Origin of the sequence: Desulfospira joergensenii DSM 10085 (assembly GCF_000420085.1) — a bacterium.
Classification (GTDB): domain Bacteria; phylum Desulfobacterota; class Desulfobacteria; order Desulfobacterales; family Desulfobacteraceae; genus Desulfospira; species Desulfospira joergensenii.
On sequence record NZ_ATUG01000001.1, the window covers coordinates 1,289,761 to 1,309,972 of the forward strand.

The 20,212-nt window shown below is 53.5% G+C and carries 14 protein-coding genes; 10 read left to right on the forward strand and 4 right to left on the reverse strand.

Annotated features, from left to right (window positions below):
• Positions 1–6: 6 nt before the first annotated feature.
• The 10 genes from F608_RS0106495 to rraA all read left to right on the forward strand — a co-directional run bounded on the left by F608_RS0106495 (position 7) and on the right by rraA (position 13,438).
• Positions 7–903 (forward strand): succinate--CoA ligase subunit alpha, encoded by an 897-nt coding sequence (locus tag F608_RS0106495; RefSeq protein ID WP_022664808.1) that lies wholly within the window; start codon positions 7–9, stop codon positions 901–903.
• 19 nt (positions 904–922) lie between these two features.
• Positions 923–1,813, forward strand: coding sequence for an HpcH/HpaI aldolase/citrate lyase family protein (locus tag F608_RS0106500; protein WP_022664809.1), 891 nt, complete (start codon positions 923–925; stop codon positions 1,811–1,813).
• Between the two features lie 148 nt (positions 1,814–1,961).
• Positions 1,962–2,252 (forward strand): MTH1187 family thiamine-binding protein, encoded by a 291-nt coding sequence (locus F608_RS0106505; RefSeq protein ID WP_022664810.1) that lies wholly within the window; start codon positions 1,962–1,964, stop codon positions 2,250–2,252.
• A 62-nt stretch (positions 2,253–2,314) separates the two neighbouring features.
• Entirely contained in the window at positions 2,315–3,001 is a 687-nt protein-coding gene (locus F608_RS0106510) for a class I SAM-dependent methyltransferase (protein WP_033398078.1), read from the forward strand.
• Between the two features lie 46 nt (positions 3,002–3,047).
• Positions 3,048–5,663, forward strand: a complete 2,616-nt coding sequence (locus tag F608_RS34480; protein WP_022664812.1) for an FAD-binding oxidoreductase — start codon at positions 3,048–3,050, stop codon at positions 5,661–5,663.
• Between the two features lie 23 nt (positions 5,664–5,686).
• Complete coding sequence (locus F608_RS0106520; protein ID WP_022664813.1) at positions 5,687–6,958, forward strand: (Fe-S)-binding protein; 1,272 nt, start codon at positions 5,687–5,689, stop codon at positions 6,956–6,958.
• Positions 6,959–7,093: 135 nt separating this feature from the next.
• On the forward strand, positions 7,094–8,386 hold the full coding sequence (locus F608_RS0106525) for a malic enzyme-like NAD(P)-binding protein (RefSeq protein WP_022664814.1): 1,293 nt from the start codon (positions 7,094–7,096) through the stop codon (positions 8,384–8,386).
• Between the two features lie 185 nt (positions 8,387–8,571).
• Positions 8,572–12,090, forward strand: coding sequence for a pyruvate:ferredoxin (flavodoxin) oxidoreductase (gene nifJ, locus F608_RS0106530; RefSeq protein ID WP_022664815.1), 3,519 nt, complete (start codon positions 8,572–8,574; stop codon positions 12,088–12,090).
• A gap of 122 nt (positions 12,091–12,212) precedes the next feature.
• The gene (locus F608_RS30940; protein ID WP_161626827.1) at positions 12,213–12,923 is read left to right on the forward strand and encodes a FadR/GntR family transcriptional regulator; all 711 of its coding nucleotides are present in this window, start codon (positions 12,213–12,215) and stop codon (positions 12,921–12,923) included.
• 26 nt (positions 12,924–12,949) lie between these two features.
• A complete protein-coding gene (rraA, locus tag F608_RS0106540; RefSeq protein WP_022664817.1) occupies positions 12,950–13,438 on the forward strand; it encodes a ribonuclease E activity regulator RraA in 489 nt (162 codons plus the stop codon).
• A 51-nt stretch (positions 13,439–13,489) separates the two neighbouring features.
• Here the strand turns inward: rraA and F608_RS30945 are convergent, their stop codons facing one another.
• The 4 genes from F608_RS30945 to F608_RS0106560 all read right to left on the reverse strand — a co-directional run bounded on the left by F608_RS30945 (position 13,490) and on the right by F608_RS0106560 (position 20,113).
• Positions 13,490–14,212, reverse strand: a complete 723-nt coding sequence (locus F608_RS30945) for a FadR/GntR family transcriptional regulator (protein ID WP_161626828.1) — start codon at positions 14,210–14,212, stop codon at positions 13,490–13,492.
• A gap of 398 nt (positions 14,213–14,610) precedes the next feature.
• Complete coding sequence (locus tag F608_RS30950) at positions 14,611–16,641, reverse strand: CHASE2 domain-containing protein (RefSeq protein ID WP_022664819.1); 2,031 nt, start codon at positions 16,639–16,641, stop codon at positions 14,611–14,613.
• Positions 16,642–16,665: 24 nt separating this feature from the next.
• Positions 16,666–18,744, reverse strand: coding sequence for a FecR domain-containing protein (locus F608_RS0106555; RefSeq protein ID WP_022664820.1), 2,079 nt, complete (start codon positions 18,742–18,744; stop codon positions 16,666–16,668).
• 10 nt (positions 18,745–18,754) lie between these two features.
• Positions 18,755–20,113: a surface lipoprotein assembly modifier gene (locus F608_RS0106560; RefSeq protein ID WP_022664821.1), complete on the reverse strand. Its 1,359-nt coding sequence runs from the start codon at positions 20,111–20,113 to the stop codon at positions 18,755–18,757.
• Between the last annotated feature and the right edge of the window lie 99 nt (positions 20,114–20,212).

Here is a 20,212-nt window from a genome sequence, read left to right on the forward strand (position 1 = left end):
GATAAGATGTCTATACTATTGGATGAAAATACAAAGGTTGTCGTGCAGGGGCTGACCGGAAGGGAAGGCTCCCTGCGTTCTGAATTCATGAAGGCATACGGTACCCAGGTCGTGGCCGGGGTGACCCCGGGCCGCGGCGGAGCTGAGGTCCACGGAATCCCGGTGTTTGATACCATCAAGCAGGCCATCAAACAGGTGGGAGAAATTGATGCCGCTGTAACCTTTATTCCGGGCCCGGCCCTGAAAAGCGCCGTTTATGAGGCCATTGACGCCGGCATCAAATTTATCGTATCCCCGGTGGAACGGATTCCGGTCCAGGATGTTATTCAGATGGTCCAGTATGCCCTGGCCAATGATGTCAAACTTCTGGGCCCCGGCAGCCTGGGGCTGATCAGCCCGGGCAAGGCCGCCATCGGCTGGCTGGGCGGAAGCCTGGACTGGGCCCGGGCGTTGTTTGATCCCGGCCCCGTGGGGGTTATCTCCCGCAGCGGCGGACAATCCGGCACCGTGCCCTGGGCACTCAAGGTGGCCGGTCTCGGCATCAGCACGGCCATGCACATCGGCACGGAGCCTGTGCTGGGACTGACCATGGCCGATGTGCTCAAGATGTATGAAAAAGACGAGCAGACCCGGGCCGTGGCAATTTTCGGAGAAATCGGCGGCACCCTTGAAGAAGAGGCAGCCGAATGTGTGGCCAAGGGCGAGTTTACAAAACCCCTGGTTGTATTTATCGCAGGGGCCTGGGCCCCTGAGGGAATGCGGTTTTCCCATGCCAGCAGCATCGTTGAAAAAGGACGGGGAACGGCCCAGGGCAAGATGAAGGCATTGACCGAGGCCGGTGCCCACATTGTTGGAAGTCCTGAAGAGATTGCCCCCAAAATTAAAGAACTGATTAACGCATAATAAAAAGGAGACGCGTATCATGGCAGTTATGAGATCTGTAATGTATGTACCGAGCAATAATGAAAAAATGGTCGGTAAATCTGTGGAACTGGAAGCCGATATATTGACCCTGGATCTGGAAGATTCAGTACCCCCGGCGGAAAAAGCCAAAGGCCGGGCAAAGATCAAGGAGTATCTGGATTCCAGCCGGAGCTCAATGAAATCAAAATATCTCTATGTCCGGATCAACAACTGGGAAACCGAGATGACCAACGACGACCTTGAAGCCATTGTCTATCCGGGTCTTGACGGTGTATGCCTGGCAAAATGCGGCAGCGCGGAAAATGTTCAGCGCCTGGACTGGAAACTGGAAGAACTGGAACAGCGCAGGGGAATGCCCGTGGGTTCGGTTTCCATTCAGCTGCTCATTGAAACGGCCAAAGGGGTAATCAATGCCCATGCCGCCGCAACGGCAAGCCCCAGGGTCAATTCCCTGATTTTCGGTGCCGTGGACTACACCAAGGACATGCGGGTAACCCTGACCTCCGAGGGACAGGAGCAGCTCTATGCCCGTTTCTACACGGCCGTTGCCGCCCGGGCCGCCGGATGCGTTGCCATTGACTGCCCCTTTGTTGCCTTCCAGGATAAGGAAGCCTTTAAAGTGAGCACCGAAGAAGGCCACCAGATGGGATATGAAGGAAGAATGCTCATTCATCCCAGCCAGATCGTACCTTCCCACGAAATTTACACTCCTTCCGCCGATGCCATTGAATGGGCCGAAGGGGTCAAAAAAGTGTTTGAGGAAGAGGGAATTGCAAAGGGCTCCGCTGCTGTTACCTATCTTGGCAAAATGGTGGATACCCCTGTATATGAGAATGCCATGCAGATCCTGAACACCATGGCTGAAATCAAGGCGGCAGAATCCGCCTAAGCTCCGGACGGTTATGACCATGGCAGGGCCCCGAAATCCTGGGACCGGGGTCCTGCCACCGATTACTTAAACTTGAAACTATTCATCCGTATATGGATGAGCCAATAGGGAAACAAACCTTTTTTCTTTAATTCCAAAGCGAGGAATCATGATTTTATCACAAGTATCCGTATACCCGGTGGGAGAAGAGGGAACAAGCCTGGGAAGGTTTGTGAGAAAAGGGATCCAGGTCATTAAGGAGTCGGGCTATACTTACAGTGTGGGCGGACTCTCCACGGCCATTGAAACCCCTGATCTCGACTCCCTGTTTGATTTGATCAAAAAAGTGCGCCAGGCCCACCTTGATGAAGGGGCCAGGCGTATTGTGGTTGATCTGAAGATCGATGACAGGCATGACAAAAATGCCACCTTACAGAGTAAAATCACCTCAGTTACTTAAACACAGGTGCAGATCGGGTTCTGCGGCGATCTGAATCTGATGTGGAGAAACATCTGACCGAAATGACGGAAACAAAATCATTCGCACTCTTTGATTCATGGACAACCAAGTACGACGCCTGGTTTGAGACTCCTCCGGGCAGGTTGATCAAAAAATACGAATCAGAGCTGCTCCTGGAACTCCTTGATCCTCTTCCGGGGGAGACCATACTTGATGTGGGGTGCGGAACCGGCATATTCACCCGGGATGTCATGGCCAGGGGGCCCAGGGTTACGGGAGTCGATCTTTCCGAACCCATGCTGAGGATGGCGGTGGACCGATCCATGGAAAAAAACTTTAACGGAATTTGTGCAGACATGTGCGCCCTGCCCTTTGAAGATAAAATATTTGACAAGGTTCTCTCCATGACGGCCATTGAATTTGTCCTGGATGCAAAAAAGGCGGTTGATGAACTCAACCGGGTTACCCGGAAAGGCGGGTGCATCGTATTGACAACCCTTAACAGTCTCAGCCCATGGGCTGACCGCAGGCGCCAAAAAGCAAAAAACGGGCATACCCTGTTTCAGGAGATATTTTTCAGATCTCCCGATGAAATGCGCTCCCTTGTTCCAGCCGATCCTGTCGTAAAAACGGCAATTCATTTTCAAAAGGAGGATTCCATTTCTGATGCCCCTAAAATTGAAGAAAACGGAAATAGGAATCACCCGGACAAGGGTGCATTCCTGGCGGTTCAGTGGAATAAACTCTAAGAAAATCCAGGCAGGTGAAACCATCCTGTCCAGTTGAGGAAAAGCTATGGTCAATGAAAATTTTATACGTGAACTGGAATCCATCGTCGGGAAATCTCATGTTTCCCTGACCAGTACCGGTATTGAACTCTACTCCTATGACGCCTCCCTGGTAAAGGGGAATCCCGGGGTCGTGGTCTTTCCGGCCAATACAGAGGAAGTATCCCAGGCGGTCAAGGCAGCCATTAAAGCCGGGGTGGACTTTATCCCCAGGGGGTTCGGCACCAATCTGTCCGGGGGGACCATCTCCGTTACCGAGGGTCTTGTCATCTGTTTATCCCGTTTCAATAGAATCCTGGAAATTCATCCGGAAAGCCGGTATGCCGTTGTCCAGCCCGGGGTGACCAACCTGGAAGTCCAGCAGGCCCTGGCCAAGGTAGGGGCTTTTTACGCCCCGGATCCGGCCTCCCAGAAGGTATCCACCCTGGGGGGCAATGCAGGAGAAAATTCCGGGGGGCCCCTCTGCCTGAAATACGGGGTGACCTCCAACCATATCCTGGGCATGGAAGCGGTTCTGGCCGACGGAGAAATTGTAAGGATCGGCGGTCCGGCCCTGGATCCTCCGGGGTTTGACCTAAGAGGCCTGATGGTGGGCAGCGAAGGCGGGCTGGCCATTATCACCGAACTCACCCTGAGAACCCTGCCCAAGACAGAGTCCGTCATCACCATGCTGGCCGTCTACGACGATATCCAGTCTGCGGCCCAGTCCGTCTCCAAGATCATCTCCGCCGGCATTGTACCCAATACCCTTGAAATGATGGATGCCACGGTTATCGAGGCCGTCGAGGCCAATGCCCCCTGCGGGTATCCCACGGATGCCGCCGCGGTCCTGATCATTGAGGTGGAGGGCATGATCGTGGGACTCAAGGAACAGGCAGACCAGATCCAGGAGATCTGCATGGCCACCAATTGTAGAAGCATCAAAACCGCCAAGAACCAGGAAGAAAGGGATCGACTCTGGCAGGGAAGAAGGGGTGCATTCGGCGCCATTGCCCGGCTGGCCCCCAATTACCTGGTCAACGACGCCTGCGTGCCCAGGACCCGTCTGCCCGAGGCCCTGGAACAGGTCAAGGAAATCGCCGAACGATACGAATGCAGGGTGGGCAACGTGTTTCATGCCGGAGACGGCAACCTCCATCCCCTGCTCCTGTTTGATTCAAGAAACCCAAAGGAACTGGAACAGGTTCACAAGGCCGGATGGGAGATCATGAACGCCTGTGTTGAGCTGGGAGGAACCATCTCCGGCGAACACGGCATCGGCCGGGAAAAACAGCCTGCCATGCACATGATCTTTTCCGGGGACGATTTAAACACCCAGCGGGCGGTCAAATCCGCCTTTGATCCAAACAATATCCTCAATCCCAATAAGGTAATCCCCCTGGGAAAAACGCCCGGACAACCTTTACCGCCCGGTGAGCCCACTGTTTTAAAACGCCTGGGCGGGGCATCGGGAAAAGGCGTTCCGGAAGCCATGGCAGCCGTCAAGGCGGCTGCGGCATCGGGGAAATCCGTCATGGCCATGGGCGCCGGGCACTTCAATCATTACGGCAACCTTGAAAACAAGGACCTGACCCCGGTCTCCACCCTGGACATGAAAGATATCATCGAATATGACAAGGCCAACCAGTTCATCACCGTGGGTACGGGCATGAGTGTGAGCGAGCTCCAGGCTCTTCTGGCCAAAGAAAATCAGTGGCTGCCGGTCCGCCCGCCCGGTTTCCATGCCGATTCCACCATTGGGGCCCTTGCCGCCATGGGCGTTTCCGGCCCGGAACGGATGTTTTACGGCGCGCCCAGGGATTTTGCCCTGGGACTTCAATTTATTGACAGCCAGGGCAGGATCATCTCCGCCGGCGGCAAGGTGGTGAAAAATGTAGCCGGATACGATATGACCCGGCTGATGATCGGAAGCAATGGAACCCTGGGGTTGATCACCGAGGTAACCTGGAGAGTCTGTACCCGGCCCGAACTCTGCCGGTCAGCACTGGGAACCGGTAATTTGAATGCCTGTTCCAATGCCGCCCTTGAACTCATGAATGCCAACCTCTTCCCCGCCTTTATCGCTGCGGTGCCCAAGGAAGATCCTTCCGGCAAACTCCCGGACCAATGGGAACTTGTCGTTGGTTTTGAAGGCCTTTCCATGGTGGTCGAACACCAGGTTGAAAAATGCCAGAGCCTGCTTGGCCGGTCCGGGCTGACCCCGGGGGAATCACGGGATTATGATCTCGTTGACGGATACCTGAAAGAGGCTTTCAAGGACCTGGGAACCTCCCCCTATGGTTTAAAAGCCGCCGGCATCACCCAGAAGATGCCGGATATGATCAAGGAAATTGCCCCCCTGATGCCCTCAAGCTGGATCCTGGATTTTGGATGCGCCAGGGTCTTTGCCGGCCTGGATTCACTGGGGACAAGCGACTGGGCCTCAACCACCCAAAAGGCCATGGCCTGGGGCGGCCATATTCAGCTTGAAAAGGCGCCGGAGGGTTTCCGCCGGGAACAGGATATTTACGGAGAAGTCGCCCGGCCGGAATGGGGTGTGATGCACAAAATCAAAAACGCCATGGATCCTGAATCTCTTTTCTCACCCGGCCGTATGCCCAAGACCGGGGCAATGAACATTTAAAACCAACTGGAGGGGATGCCCTAATGGATATTACCAAAGAATACGACGCAATTTCACAATGTAACAAATGCGGTTTCTGCCAGGTGGCCTGTCCGGTATTCCGCTCAACAGGCCATGAGTCCGGCGTTGCCCGTGGACGACTGGCACTGATGAGGGGAATTATTGAGGATCGTGTCGAATGGAGCAAGGAACTGGAAGAGCCGCTGTTCAACTGCCTGGGATGCGGAGCCTGTACGGCAAACTGCTTCGGCGCCGTGCCCACGGCCGACCTCATCATAAAAGGCCGGGCAGAATATCTGGAAAAAGTGGGCAGAAAGCCCATTCACAAACTGCTGTTTGACCAGTTGCTTCCCTATCCCAACCGTCTGCACATGGCCGCACGGGCCGCAGCCTTTGGAAAGAACTCGGGCCTCTCCAAAGTGGCCAAGGCCGTCGGCCTTTTACGGGTTCTGGGCAGGGATCTGCACAAGGCCGAGAACATCGTTGAAAAACTTCCCACCAAACCCTTTCGGGGGCAGATTAAGCCCGGCGAGTATAAGGGCGAGGGAGCTTCCCTTAAAATCGGATATTTTGTGGGATGCGGGATCGATATCATCCAGCAGGAAGCCGGCCAAGAAAGTTTCAAACTTCTCAAGAGTATCGGCAAAAGCGTCACGGTTCTCAACAACTGCTGCTGCGGCCTGCCACCCTGGACATACGGAGACATTGATGCGGCACAGAAACTGGCCCTTAAAAATTTCGATGTCCTGGCGGACCAGTCTTTTGACGTCATTGTCACAGACTGTTCAAGTTGTGCCGGATTTTTAAAGCACTATGAAAAAGTTTTTGAGGGAGATGAGGCCAACCTGAACCGGATCAAAACCCAGATGCCCAAGGTTCAGGACATGGTGGAATTTCTCTTTACCAACCAATGCTCCTCCCCGGAACGCCAGACCCCGGTTGTGGTCACCTATCATGATCCCTGCCATGCGGTAAGGGGCCAGGGGATTTCCAAGGAAAACCGTGAAATCCTGAAAGGGATTCCCGGCATTGAATTCAGGGAAATGCCCGAAGCCGACTGGTGCTGCGGAGGAGCCGGGTCATACGCCTTGACCCATTATGAACTGTCCATGAAGGTGCTGGACCGGAAAATGGAAAATCTGGCTTCGACGGAAGCCGATTTTCTGGTGACTTCCTGTCCGGCCTGCATGATTCAGCTCTCCCACGGCGTGCGAAGAAAAGGACTGAGTACCCGGGTCTGCCATATCAGCGAGATCGTTACCGGTTCAAAGGCAATGGAAGGGGCTGGTCTGTAACGAGCAGCCGTTCTTTAAAACATGAATGGAATTTTCTCCCCTGCATTTAATGTAGATGCGGTACCACGGAGCGGAAACCCAAGTTGACATGTGACTATTGAAATTAAGTTCTTAAGAAGAGCTATAAGGAGAAAAATGAGTAATTTTGAATGTGATTCACTTAAGTATCACTCGGAACCTGTATGCGGAAAAATCAAGGTTGTGCCTACCAAGGCCTGCAAGACTGCGGCTGATCTGGCAAAGGCTTACTCCCCGGGGGTGGCCAATCCCGTACTGGCCATTGATGCCAATCCCGATGAAGCCTATAAGTACACCAGCCGGGCAAATCTTGTCGGCGTGGTTTCCAACGGATCGGCCATCCTGGGTCTCGGTAACCGGGGGGCTCTGGCCAGCAAGCCGGTCATGGAAGGAAAGGGGATCCTGTTTAAACGTTTTGCAGATATTGACGTGTTTGACATTGAACTGGATACCCAGGACCCTGAAAAAATCATTGACCTGGTAAAAACCATGGAACCCACCTTCGGCGGGATCAACCTGGAAGATATCAAGGCCCCGGAGTGCTTTGAAATAGAAGAACGACTCATCGAGATGTGTGATATCCCCATCTTCCATGATGACCAGCACGGAACGGCCATCATCTCTGCGGCAGGATTTATCAATGCCCTGGAGATCAACGGAAAAAAGATAGAAGAGGTCAAGGTAGTCTTCAACGGTGCCGGCGCCGCCGGAATTTCCTGTGCCAAACTCTTCATGGCCATGGGCGTTAAACAGGAAAATATCATCATGTGCGATTCCAAGGGGGTCATCTTCAAAGGCCGGACCCAGGGGATGAACAAGTATAAGGATCTCTTTGCCGCAGACACGGAAAAACGGACCCTGGCCGAAGCCATGGACGGGGCGGATGTTTTCATGGGCGTGTCCCAGAAAGATGCGGTCACACCGGAGATGCTCAAATCCATGACCCGGGATCCCATTGTGTTTGCCATGGCCAACCCGGATCCGGAAATTTCCTATGACGTGGCAAAAGCAACCCGGGATGACATCATCATGGGAACCGGCCGGTCTGATTTTCCCAACCAGGTCAACAATGTCCTGGGATTCCCCTTTATCTTCAGGGGTGCCCTGGACGTCCGGGCCTCCCGGATCTCGGAAGGGATGAAAATCGCCGCAGCCAGGGCCCTTGCCGCCCTTGCCAAAGAACCGGTTCCCCAGGTGGTCAATGATGCCTACGAAGGAAGACAGTTCACCTTCGGCAAAGAGTATATCGTGCCCACGCCCTTTGACCCCAGGGTAATCGAATGGGAAGCCGTGGCCGTGGCCAAGGCCGCCGTTGAAGAGGGACTGGCCAGAAAACCGATCCACGACTGGGATGCCTACCGGGAATCTCTGGCAAAGCGGATGATTGAATTCTGGGAACATAGTGTTTAACCCCTGTGAATCAGACTAGATGAAGTGCCGGCCGGGAACGGTTTTAAAAGACTCGTGCAGAACCTGCTGAAAATGTTGATACTGACTCCTGGCAGCAAGGGCGGTTGGACCCGAAGCTGCGGGTTCCCGGCCGGCACTCCAACATCAGTTCTTCGCGCAGTTAATCTATCTCAAAAGGTGGTTTGATGAATAAAAAGATGCAGACAATAGACGGAAATACGGCGGCGACCCATGTGGCCTACGGAATGAGCGAAGCTGCCACCATTTATCCCATCACCCCTTCAAGCCCTTTGGGTGAAATTGCAGACTCCTGGGCAGCCAAGGGAAGAAAAAATATATTCGGACAGGTCCTGAACATCAAGCAGATGCAGTCGGAGGCCGGCGCGGCCGGCGCGGTCCACGGGGCTCTCACGGCCGGAGCCGTGACGACCACATTTACCGCTTCCCAGGGCCTTTTGCTCAAAATCCCCAATATGTATAAAATTTCAGGAGAGCTGCTGCCCTGTGTCTTCCATGTCACGGCCAGGGCACTTTCCGCCCACGCCCTCTCCATATTCGGCGACCAGGCCGATGTCATGTCCGCCCGGCAGACCGGCTTTGCCATGCTGGCATCCAACTCGGTCCAGGAAACCATGGATCTCGCCCTGGTGGCCCACCTGGCGACCATGGAGGCCAGCGTTCCCTTTCTGCATTTCTATGACGGATTCAGGACCTCCCATGAGATCCAGAAAATCGAGGTCATTGATTATGAAGACATGGCCACCCTGGTCAACTGGGAAAAGATAAAAGAGTTTAAAAAACGGGCCATCAATCCGGAAAACCCCAATACCCGGGGAACGGCCCAGAACCCGGACATCTACTTTCAGTGCCGGGAGGCTGCCAATACCTACTATGAAAAAGTCCCGGGGATTGTAAAGATCTGTATGGAAAAGGTGGGCAAACTCACCGGCCGGTCCTACGGCTTATTTGATTACGTGGGAGATCCCAAGGCAGAGCATGTGATTGTAGCCATGGGATCCGGATGCGAAACCATCGAGGAAACCGTTAATAAGCTGGTTAAGGACGGGGAGTCCGTAGGGCTTGTCAAGGTCCGTCTCTACAGACCGTTTGACGACCAGGCTTTTCTGGACGCTCTTCCGGCCACGGTTTCTTCCATCTCCGTTCTGGACCGGACCAAGGAACCCGGGTCCCTGGGCGAACCTCTTTATATGGACGTCTGTGCCGCTTTTATCAAATCCGGGAAAACAATTCCCACCATCCTGGGCGGAAGATACGGTTTGAGTTCCAAGGAGTTCACTCCCCCCATGGTCAAAGCCGTGTATGACAATATAAAGGCGGCTGAACCCAAAAAACAATTTGTTGTGGGAATCACCGACGATGTGACCCATCTCTCCCTGGAAGTGGAAAAAGGATTTACTGCGGCCCCCCAGGGCACCATCAGTGCCAAATTCTGGGGTCTGGGTTCCGACGGAACCGTGGGCGCCAACCAGAGCGCCATCAGAATCATTGGAGACAATACAGATAAATACGCCCAGGGCTATTTTGCCTATGACTCCAAGAAATCCGGCGGGATCACCATCTCCCACCTAAGATTCGGGGATGCCCCCATTCAGTCGACCTACTCGGTGAACGAGGCGGATTTCATCGCCTGCCATAACTCCACCTACGTCAATATCTATGAGGTCCTGGAGGGAATCAAACCCGGGGGAACCTTTCTGCTTAACTCCCAGTGGAGTGCGGAAGAGATGAACACCCAGCTGCCCGGGGATATGAGAAAAATCCTCCACGACAAAGAATTGAAGTTCTACAATGTCGATGCCGTTAAACTGGCCGCTGAAGTGGGCCTGGGCAACCGCATCAACATGATCATGCAGACCTGTTTTTTCAAACTGGCCAATGTAATTCCCTTTGAACGGGCCATTGAGCTCCTTAAGAAGGATATTAAAAAGATCTACGGGAAAAAAGGAGACAAGGTGGTGGAGATGAACATCAACGCCGTGGACTCCACCCTGGGCGGTCTTGTGGAAATCCCGATCCCTAAGGAATGGGCCACGGCCTCGGGCCGGCCCGCCCCGCCGGAAAAGGCCACCGATTACGTGGATAATATCATGCGCCCGATCCAGGCCCTTAAAGGGGATGACCTGCCGGTTTCCGCCTTTTCCCCGGACGGATTTTTTCCCAACTCCACCAGCCAGTACGAAAAACGGGGCGTGGCCATCAACGTGCCGGAATGGATTGCCGAAAACTGCATCCAATGCAACCAATGCTCATTTGTCTGTCCCCATGCAGCCATTATTCCCGTTATTGCCAAAGAGGGGGAACTTGCTAACGCACCGGACAGTTTTGAGACAATCAAGGCCACGGGAAAGGCCTTTTCCGACGGATACCGGTTCAGGATCCAGGTCAACTCCCTGGACTGCCTGGGCTGCGGCAATTGTGCGGACATCTGTCCCTCAAAGAGCAAGGCACTGGTGATGAAACCTTTGCCCACCCAGAAGGAGAAACAGGTCCCCAACCATAAGTTTTCCCTGACGATTCCCTTTAAAACCGGGCTGATGAAACGTGAGTCCGTCCGGGGCAGCCAGCTTTACAAACCCATGCTCGAGTTTTCCGGTGCATGTGCAGGCTGTGGCGAGACCCCCTATGTCAAGGTATTGACCCAGTTGTTCGGGGAGAGAATGACCATTGCCAATGCAACGGGCTGCTCTTCCATCTGGGGCGGTTCCGCCCCGTCTTCACCCTATTGCGTGAACAGTGACGGGCACGGACCGGCATGGGCCAGCTCTCTTTTTGAGGATGCTGCCGAATACGGCTACGGCATGATGCTGGCCTATAATACCCGAAGAAACGCCCTGGCGGACAAGGTCAGAAAGGCCCTTGAAACAAAGATTTCTCCCCAGATCAAAACCGCGCTTGCAGGCTGGCTTGAGAATATGAACCATGCCGAAGAGTCCAAATTGTTCGGCGACCAGCTCAGAACCCTGCTCAAGGCGGAGAATTCAAACGATCTGCTCACAGATATTTTTGAAAATCAGGATCTCTTTGTCAAGAAATCCCATTGGATCCTGGGCGGAGACGGATGGGCCTACGATATCGGATACGGGGGGCTGGACCATGTCATGGCCTCCGGGGACGACATCAACATCCTGGTCATGGATACCGAGGTCTATTCCAACACCGGGGGCCAGTCGTCAAAGGCAACGCCCACCGGCGCCATTGCAAAATACTCGGCCACGGGAAAAAAGATCATTAAAAAAGATCTGGCCCGGATGATAATCACCTACGGACATGCCTATGTGGCCTCCATTTCCATGGGTGCGAGCAAGCAGCAGACCATAAATGCATTTGTGGAGGCGGAACGCCACCCCGGACCTTCCCTGATCATCTGCTATGCCCCCTGCATCAACCACGGCATCCGGAAGGGTATGGGAAAAACCCAGCTGGAGGCAAAGCTGGCCGTGGATTCAGGCTTCTGGTCCATGTTCAGGTACAATCCCGGGTTAAAGGCCAGGGGAGAAAACCCCTTTATCCTGGATTCCAAGGCTCCGGACGGAACCCTCCAGGGATTTTTGTCCGATGAAAACCGGTTCGCCTCCCTTGAAAAAAGCTTTCCCGAAGAGTCAGCAAGGCTGAGGGCAAAGATGGAAGAAGAGGTCAAGGAACGGTACCAGACATTGAAAAAAATGGCTGAACACGACAAGTAATATCCCGGCATCCGGGGTGGATCCCGTTTTTGCCCCGGATGCCTGTTTTTTATGAGCCCTGTTCGGATTCACCCGGACACGAAGAGAATGACGTAACCGATTATCAAACAAACTGGAATAATATGGTAGAACCGAATTATCAGCCAGTCAAACAGATCAAGATCTCAACCCTGATTGTGGACCAGATAAAATCCCACATCGTTGAGGGCAATTTAAAACCCGGAGATCCCCTTCCCTCGGAAAGGGATCTGATGAAGTCCTTTAACGTGAGCCGATCCTCCCTGCGGGAGGCATTAAAGATCCTTGATGCCACCGGATTTGTGGAAATCGCCCAGAGAAAGAGGACCCGGGTCAAATCCATTGTACCGGACAGTTTTGTCGAACCCCTGCGTCCCCTGCTCAAGGAAGATATTGATACGGTGGTGGAAGTCCTTGATGTGAGAAGATGTCTGGAGTCCTGGAATGCCTATAACGCGGCGGAAAGGGCAACCGATGGGGATATCGAAGGGTTGAGGCAGAACCTGAAATCCATGGAAAAAAAGATGGTCCGGGGCCAGAATCTCATCGGGGAGGACTCCGCGTTTCACCTGGCCATCTCAGCCGCCGCCCACAACAAGATCCAGACCCATCTGATGTACTCCATCTATGCCCTTATCCAGGATACCGTGGGCATCTGCTACGAGACCGACGAAAGCCGGGACATATTGGAGGAACATGAAAATATATTCCGGGCCATCACAGACAGGGATCAGAAACAGGCCCGGCGCGAGATGAACCTGCATCTGGATAAGATCCTGTCCCGGACCCACAACTTTTTTGAAGAGAAAAAATAGGGATAGATACCCAACAAGGAGGGGCCATGAAAACTGCCGATCTCATGGACGATTTCCAGGATCAACTGCAGAGCTGTGAAATCCAGTTCAGAAACTTTGGGGGCCGAAGGGCATTCTGGGGTCCCTGCCGAACCGTCCAATGCCATGGGGATAATGTCCTTTTAAGAAAAACCATTGAAGAACCGGCCCAGGGCCATGTGCTCGTTGTGGACGGAAACGGATCTCTTTTCTGTGCCCTCATGGGGGATATGATCGCTGCCCTGGGGATGAAAAACAACTGGTCCGGCGTGGTCATCAACGGGGCGGTCCGGGATACCCGGGACCTTGGGAAAATGGATTTCGGAATCAAGGCCCTGGGAAGCAACCCCAGAAAGAGTCAGAAAAAAGGCCGGGGAAAAATCGATGTCCCCGTCAATTTCGGCAAGATCACCATTGCACCGGGCAACTGGATCTATTGTGATGAAGACGGCGTGGTTGTGGCTGAAAAAGAACTGCCCGTGAATTTAGCCCTTTAATCCCAAGCTTTGGCAAATCAAATCGGCTTCCCGTTTTTGTTCCTGAAAGCCCTAGCGGGGATGTAAAATTTTTCTATCGTTAAAAAACCGGTGAACCCTTGCCTGGACCTTGTCCAGATGGGCATTCATCATCCGGCGGGCAAGCTCGGAATTTTTGTCTTTGATGGCTTTGAATATGTTTTGATGCTCCTCCAATATATCCCGGCTTTCGTCGGTCTCGTAGCAGATGCCCACGGTATCCCGGATAAGGGCATAGATGGAGTACATCAGATGGGTCTGAATTTTATTATGGGAGGCCGAGGATATGGCCAGGTGAAAGTCGGCATCCTCGTCCACAAGGCTTTGATTGTCCTTGATCTTCTTTTCCATGGATTCAATATTCCGCCTCAACCCCTCGATATCTTCCTCGGTGGCCCTTTCCGCCGCATAATAGGCATTCCAGGACTCCAGACATCTTCTGACATCGTGAACCTCAAGAACGGTTTCAAGATTTTCCTTTAACAGGGGGCGGATGGGCTCGATAAAGCTGTCCGGTACAATGGATTTGACCCGTGTCCGCTTCCTCTGGGCGATTTCGATGAATCCGGTGGCATCAAGGATCTTCAACGCCTCCCTCAAAGAAGACCGGCTCACGTTAAAGGACTTCATCAGATCCCTTTCCGAGGGCAGAACATCCCCCGGCTTTAAATTCCCTCCAACGATATGGGATTTGATCTGGTCGACAATCAATGTCGAAACCTTAACCTGTTTTATTGGTTCATAATCTGGCTGCACGCTTTCTTCCTCTTCTCTCCTCATACTCGGCCTGGTGAATTCTCCCTGAACCCGACAGGGTCATGGGCATGCCGCCTGTGAAATCCCTTTTCTGCATATCCGGACCCGGAGCGGTCCTCCCAAAGAAAAAACCGGCTCCGCTACCGCTGAATCACTATTTTTTTCACCTTTATCAGATACCGGTGAAATCAGCCCCCCTAATTCACCGTTTTAACACAAATATAACATTTTCCTTTTACAATCTTGGGCAGATATAATCAAGCCTGTATCCCCTTAAAATGAGAATATTATTAAAGAAATCTCAGTTTTTCCATCTTTTGAGGCGGATTTGTCCGATATCGTCCCCATGAAAGCCAGATCCGGGAAGCGACAGCAGCGAAAAGACCAGGGGCGGCGATCTATTCAATTACCTCTGACAGGCCAGGTTCGTATATCCGGACCGATTCTTTCCGCCCCTTTACCCTGACCCGGTCAACATACCGGAAGGAGAACCGGCCGGACAGCTTTTGGGTTACACTCTCCGAGACCAGTATGGTTGTTCCGTATTCCTTGTTGATTCCCTCCAGACGGGAGGCCAGGTTGACGTTGTCCCCCATGACCGTATAGTCGAACCGGTCCCTGGAACCGAAATTCCCCACACTTACCGGTCCGGTATTGATGCCGATCCCAATGGAGATGTCAGGGATACCCAGATCCTTGAGATCCCGGTTGATTTCCCGGAGATGCTCCTGCATCAAAAGGGCCGTGTGAACGGCCCCGGCAGAATGGTCCGGATCCTCACCCGGAGCTCCCCAGAAGGCCATGATGGCATCGCCGATAAATTTATCCACGGTTCCTTTGTTGGCCATGATGATCCGGCTCATCCGGGTCAGGTAGAGGTTCATGAATGTTCCGAGGACCTGGGGATCCATTTTCTCGGCCATACCGGTAAACCCCCGGATATCGGAGAACAATACGGTCAGCTCCTTGAGTTCACCGCTCAGGGAAAGCCGGTCCGGATTTTTCAACAGGCCTTTTACCACCCCCGGGGCCACATAATGGGAAAAGGCCCTCTGAATATACTGTTTGGCCCTTCCTTCCCTGACGTAGTTTAAAATGGAAACCGTGAACAGAATCACCAGGAAGATGAGAAAGGGAAAACTCATCCCGACCTGGTCGTTTTCAAGAAAATAATAATAATAATTCCCCGTAAACATGGAGATAAAGAAAACAAGTGCCCCCAGCCCGCTCAGCAGGGGAGTTGAAAAACAGAGCACCAGGTTCAGCAGAATGCCGCCCACCAGGATCAGGGTATAGGTCATGGCAATTTCGGTAAAGACATCATACTCAAAGGGATCCCCTTTTAACAGATTGTCAATGACGGTGGCATTGATCTCCACCCCGGGGATTGAACTGGAAAAGGGGGTGGCCTTGAGATCAAACAGTCCGGTGGCCGAAGAGCCCACCAGGACGAATTTATCCTTCAGTCCGGGGTGGATTTTTCCATCCAAAAGGTCCCAGGCCGGGATATACTCAAAGGTATTCACCGGCCCCCGGTGGTTGACCAGGACCTGGCCGCTGTTGCCGGTGGGAATAAAGGTGTTGCCCGCCCCCACCCCGAGGACCGGGGTCATGGATGTTTTTATGCGGCTGTCCGTATGGATGACGAGCTCTGAATTCCCGGTTCCCAGACGCCAGGTTTCCAGGGCCAGGGAAGGATAGGGGATGCCGTCCATCTTCATGAGCAAAGGAACCTTACGGACCGTTCCTGAATCGTCCGGAAGTACGTTGAGAAAGCCTTCTGTCTCCGCCGTGGCCAGGGCCTCTACGTTGACCAGGGCGCGGTAGGCCGGAATCAGGGCAAGCCTTTCAAATGAGGCACTTTCAGGAACCAGCCGGATCCGGGCCGAAGGAAACGGGACCTGGGAAACAGCCTTGAGATTGTCCTCCCTGAGCTGAAAGGCGTACCCCAGAACCACCCTGCCCCGGGACAGGGCATCCCCGAAGATAAGATCATGATCCAGGCCCGGATTTTCAAGGATCTGATTAAAAATCTTATTGGACAGATAGGGCCGTAATACAGGCTTCAGATCGAGAAGCTGACGTGAAGGCGATGTCCGGTCCGGTTCGGGAAAAACCATATCAAATCCAACCACCCTGGCCCCGCTGTCCTGGATGGACCGGATCAGATCCGCCATGATATCCCTGGGCCAGGGCCACTGGCCCGCCATTTTCAGACTTTTTTCGTCAATATCCACGATGATCACCTGGCCGGAGTGGGGAACAGGGCCCCGTATGCGGAACATGACATCCATGATCTTATTGTCCAGACCGGAAAGAAAAACCGGTTTTTGGCTGCCCAGAAGATAAAATACCAGGGCAAAGCCCAGGATCAGGATGCATCCTGCCGCAAAGGGAAGGGATAAAAGTCTGTTTTTTCGGATTTTCATGGTTTGAATTGAATCACAGTCGGATTATTGATTCCCGGCGAAAATTCCCTGATAGCTGTACCCGTCAGGCATATCCGCAGCGAAATTTCCCCCGATGGCCTGGGCGTCGCTTCCGAAAAAGGCGCCCCTCACCCTGGAGGATCCTGCTGTACTGACGGTTCCCTTGAACCCGCTTCCATCGGAGAACACATCCCCCGGGATGCTTTCAACAGCAAGATTTTTCTGGTCAAATTTGATAAACCCTGAAACCGGGTTACTCACACTGGTATCAAACTTGATGGTCAATTGGGTCTTGCCGTTGGTCAGCTGGCTCATCTGTGAGGATGAGTTGAACCGGACTCCCCGGGCTTTTCCCGTATACACCCCATCCGGGGTGGTGGAATCCGCGATGAGCTGGCTCACCTTTGAGACCGGGGTCTGTTCCCCGGCAATCCAGAAGGCTCCGGGCACATGGACATGGTAATCTTCATTGCTTCCCGGTTCTTCATAGGCAATCTCCCAATATCCCCAGGTGGTGTACTGGGACAGGGGAGCTTCAGCAGAGGAAACCATGAAGTTTCCGTGGGGCTTCAGTCCGGCAGTGGAGGCAGAGATGGATAGCGACCCTCCTATAACCGCGGCCATCTTGTCGTCGGAGATATAAACCGACTTGGTTTTGTCTCCTCCCAGACTGATATTGTCCATGTCGTTGGAGGGATTAAACCAGTCCTCACCGGCCATGGATCCGATAAGGGTTCCGGAGACCCTGTCAATGGTAATTTGAAAATCTGTTGCATCTGAATTCATGAAGGCGGTTCTCCCGGTATTCGGATCTGCCATGTCCTCTCCCACGCCCAGGAAAAAACCGTTTAAGGTGATCGTATCCGGAAGGCCGGGCCCCTCTGCTTTATCATAGACAACGGCAGCCAGGGTATCGGACCAGAAACGCTGTTTGGACGGGTCAGACTGGTCCTGGACGTTGATGTCATATCCTTCCAGAACCATCTGTATTGTTCCGTAATCCAACCCCTCTGCACTGCCCGTGCCTGACCCGGTCATGGCCTCCACCGTCCCCATGTCTTCCCAGACACCCGACCCCATGATACGGGAAATGGTGATCTTTCCGTCCTTTGAGATTTCTCCAATGGCAAATCCCTGGGAAGATCCATAACCGAGATCCGGGTCGTTTTCAATGATCATGACCCTCCGGTTCTCCCAGTTGATATAGACAGCAATCGTTTCATCGATGATCTCCCCGATATTGCTTGTCAGCTTCCCCTTATATATCCATATTCCCGATGCAGGCAGGGTGTCGGTCGTCAGGTCTATGTCTGTGGGAATGGGAGATTCAAGGGGATCCGGGCTGTCCGGAACAGAGGAGAGGAGGCCGGACTCCCCGGATTCCCCTTCATCGGCAGCCAGGGACTCTCCTTCCCCTTCTGATCCGGGGCTTTGTTCCCCCTCCTCACCGGTATCCAGCAAGGCCAGGTCTCCTTCGATTTCCTGGAGGCTCTCTTCATTAAATTTCTCAGGGGTTTCCGGAGCCTGCTGCGGATCTTCCACACGGGTGCCGAATCCCGGGATGTCGATATTCACCCGGCCCTGGCCGTTGGACACAAAGATTCCCCTCCCGCCCTGGAAGACCACGGACAGGGAATTTCCCCGGACCAGCCCCGCATACATGGACCCTCGGATGCCGATGGTTGCCGCCGGGGTTTGGGTGGTAAAATTTTCCGGAGCCTCCCGGGTGATGGCCCCGCCCATGATCCTGAAACTGCCGGCCTTTACCCGGGTATGCATGGCGGAATCCCGGGATCCGCTCTTCCAGAGATACTCCTGGATGACCATCTCCGAGTTCCGGCCCAGGGTGATCAGGGTATTGTCTTTGAACATCAATTGGAGTCGGGCCCGGCCCGTCTGAATGATGTCCCGGACAAAGACCGGAGACTTGAGGGAAAGGGGGCGCGGAGCAGATCCGGGCAGGGCTGCCGTTGCTTTTCCCCGAAGGGCCACGACACTGCCCGCGATATCCTCCGGCAGGCTCTTCCCCAGAACCTGGCTATACATCAGAATCAGACCCCCAAGGATCAGTCCCCCTGCCATATAGGAAAATCTGAGTTTCATATGCCCCCCATCAGAACCGGTACTCCATAAAAGAGTAAATATTGTTTTTCTCATAGTCATACAGATCCAGGTTGGAGTCTGCCTTGGTGTATCGATATCCCAATGTCAGATTCATACTGCGGGACATGTCCCGGGATTGCCATAGACTCTTTCTGATTCCCAGGCCGAGATAATGGGTATTGTCAACCCGGGCATGGGTAAAAAAAATAGATTCTTCTTCATAGTCGGTATGTTCGAAATCATAGGACCCGAAGAGAGTCAATCCCGCCCGGATTTCCCGGCTGACCCCCAGCTCAAAACGCCACCGGTCATAGGAGTATTCATCATCTGCCGCACTTTCATGTTCAAATCCCAGGGAGGGGCTCCACCAGAATCCCCTGAACCGGAAGGCTGAGCCAAGGGTCAGGTCCAGGTGGTCTGAGTTCCTGCCGGCATTCCGCTCAAAGGCCCTGCTCTGATATGCAATGCCGGGCATGAGAACCATTGAAGGGGAAACCGTGAATTGGTAATAGGCCCTGGCGCCCAGGGCGCTGGAGTACTTGGACCGGTCCAGATCCAGGTACTCGGCCGTTACCATGAAACCGGCCACTCCCTTTTCCTTTAAGACTTCAGGTCCGGTTTCAATGTCCAGGTAAAGGGTGTTCAGGCCCTTTTGCTCATGAAAAAGGGCCGAGTAAGCGTTTCCCCGGGTCTGCCAGGCTAACCTGGAATAGGGAAAGGAATAGGTATGGTTGAGTCCGGCCCGGGCCGAATAGATCATATCCTCTTTTTCCCCGGCCGCCACACCGTCCAGGGAGATCTCCGTGCCAAAGATTCTGATGGTTTCATAGGAAGGGCTTGACCATACATTGTCGTTCCAGTCAAATCCCAGGGCCAGGGAACCGGTGAAGAAATGGCGTTTTTCCGTACGGTCAATATAGGCCAGAAATCTTTCAATGTTTTCCTTCACCGCCCAGGGCGGATCCGCAAGCAATACCTCCCGGCAGTATCTCCGGGCCATGTCGTTCAGGCCCAGACGCTGGTAGGCCCTGGCCATTTCCAGCTTGATCCTGGGATCCCGGGGCCGAAGCATCATGGCCCGGTCAAAGACCATGACCGCCATTTCGTAGTGGCCTGCCTCAAAAGCGGCCCGGCCCAGATAGAAGTTGACCAGAAAATTGCCCGGTTCCGCTTCAAAAGCCCGTAAAAGAAGATCATAGGCCCGGTCATATTCTCTGGCCCGGAATGCGTCCAGCCCCGGGACCAGATCCGGGGAAAGGTTCAGGATCGGGGATAATTGAGGTTCGGACGAATTCGCCGGTGCAGGCCCCGGATACAGGACTCCCCCAAAAAAGAGAGACCACAGGAGACAGATTCCGATTTTCTTCATGATCGATCCTGATACCTAAACTGATTCGCGAAATGTAAATTTAAATGAGTTTAGCACATGGGGACGGCAGGGTGTCAAGGAAAAGAGGGAAAACCGGAA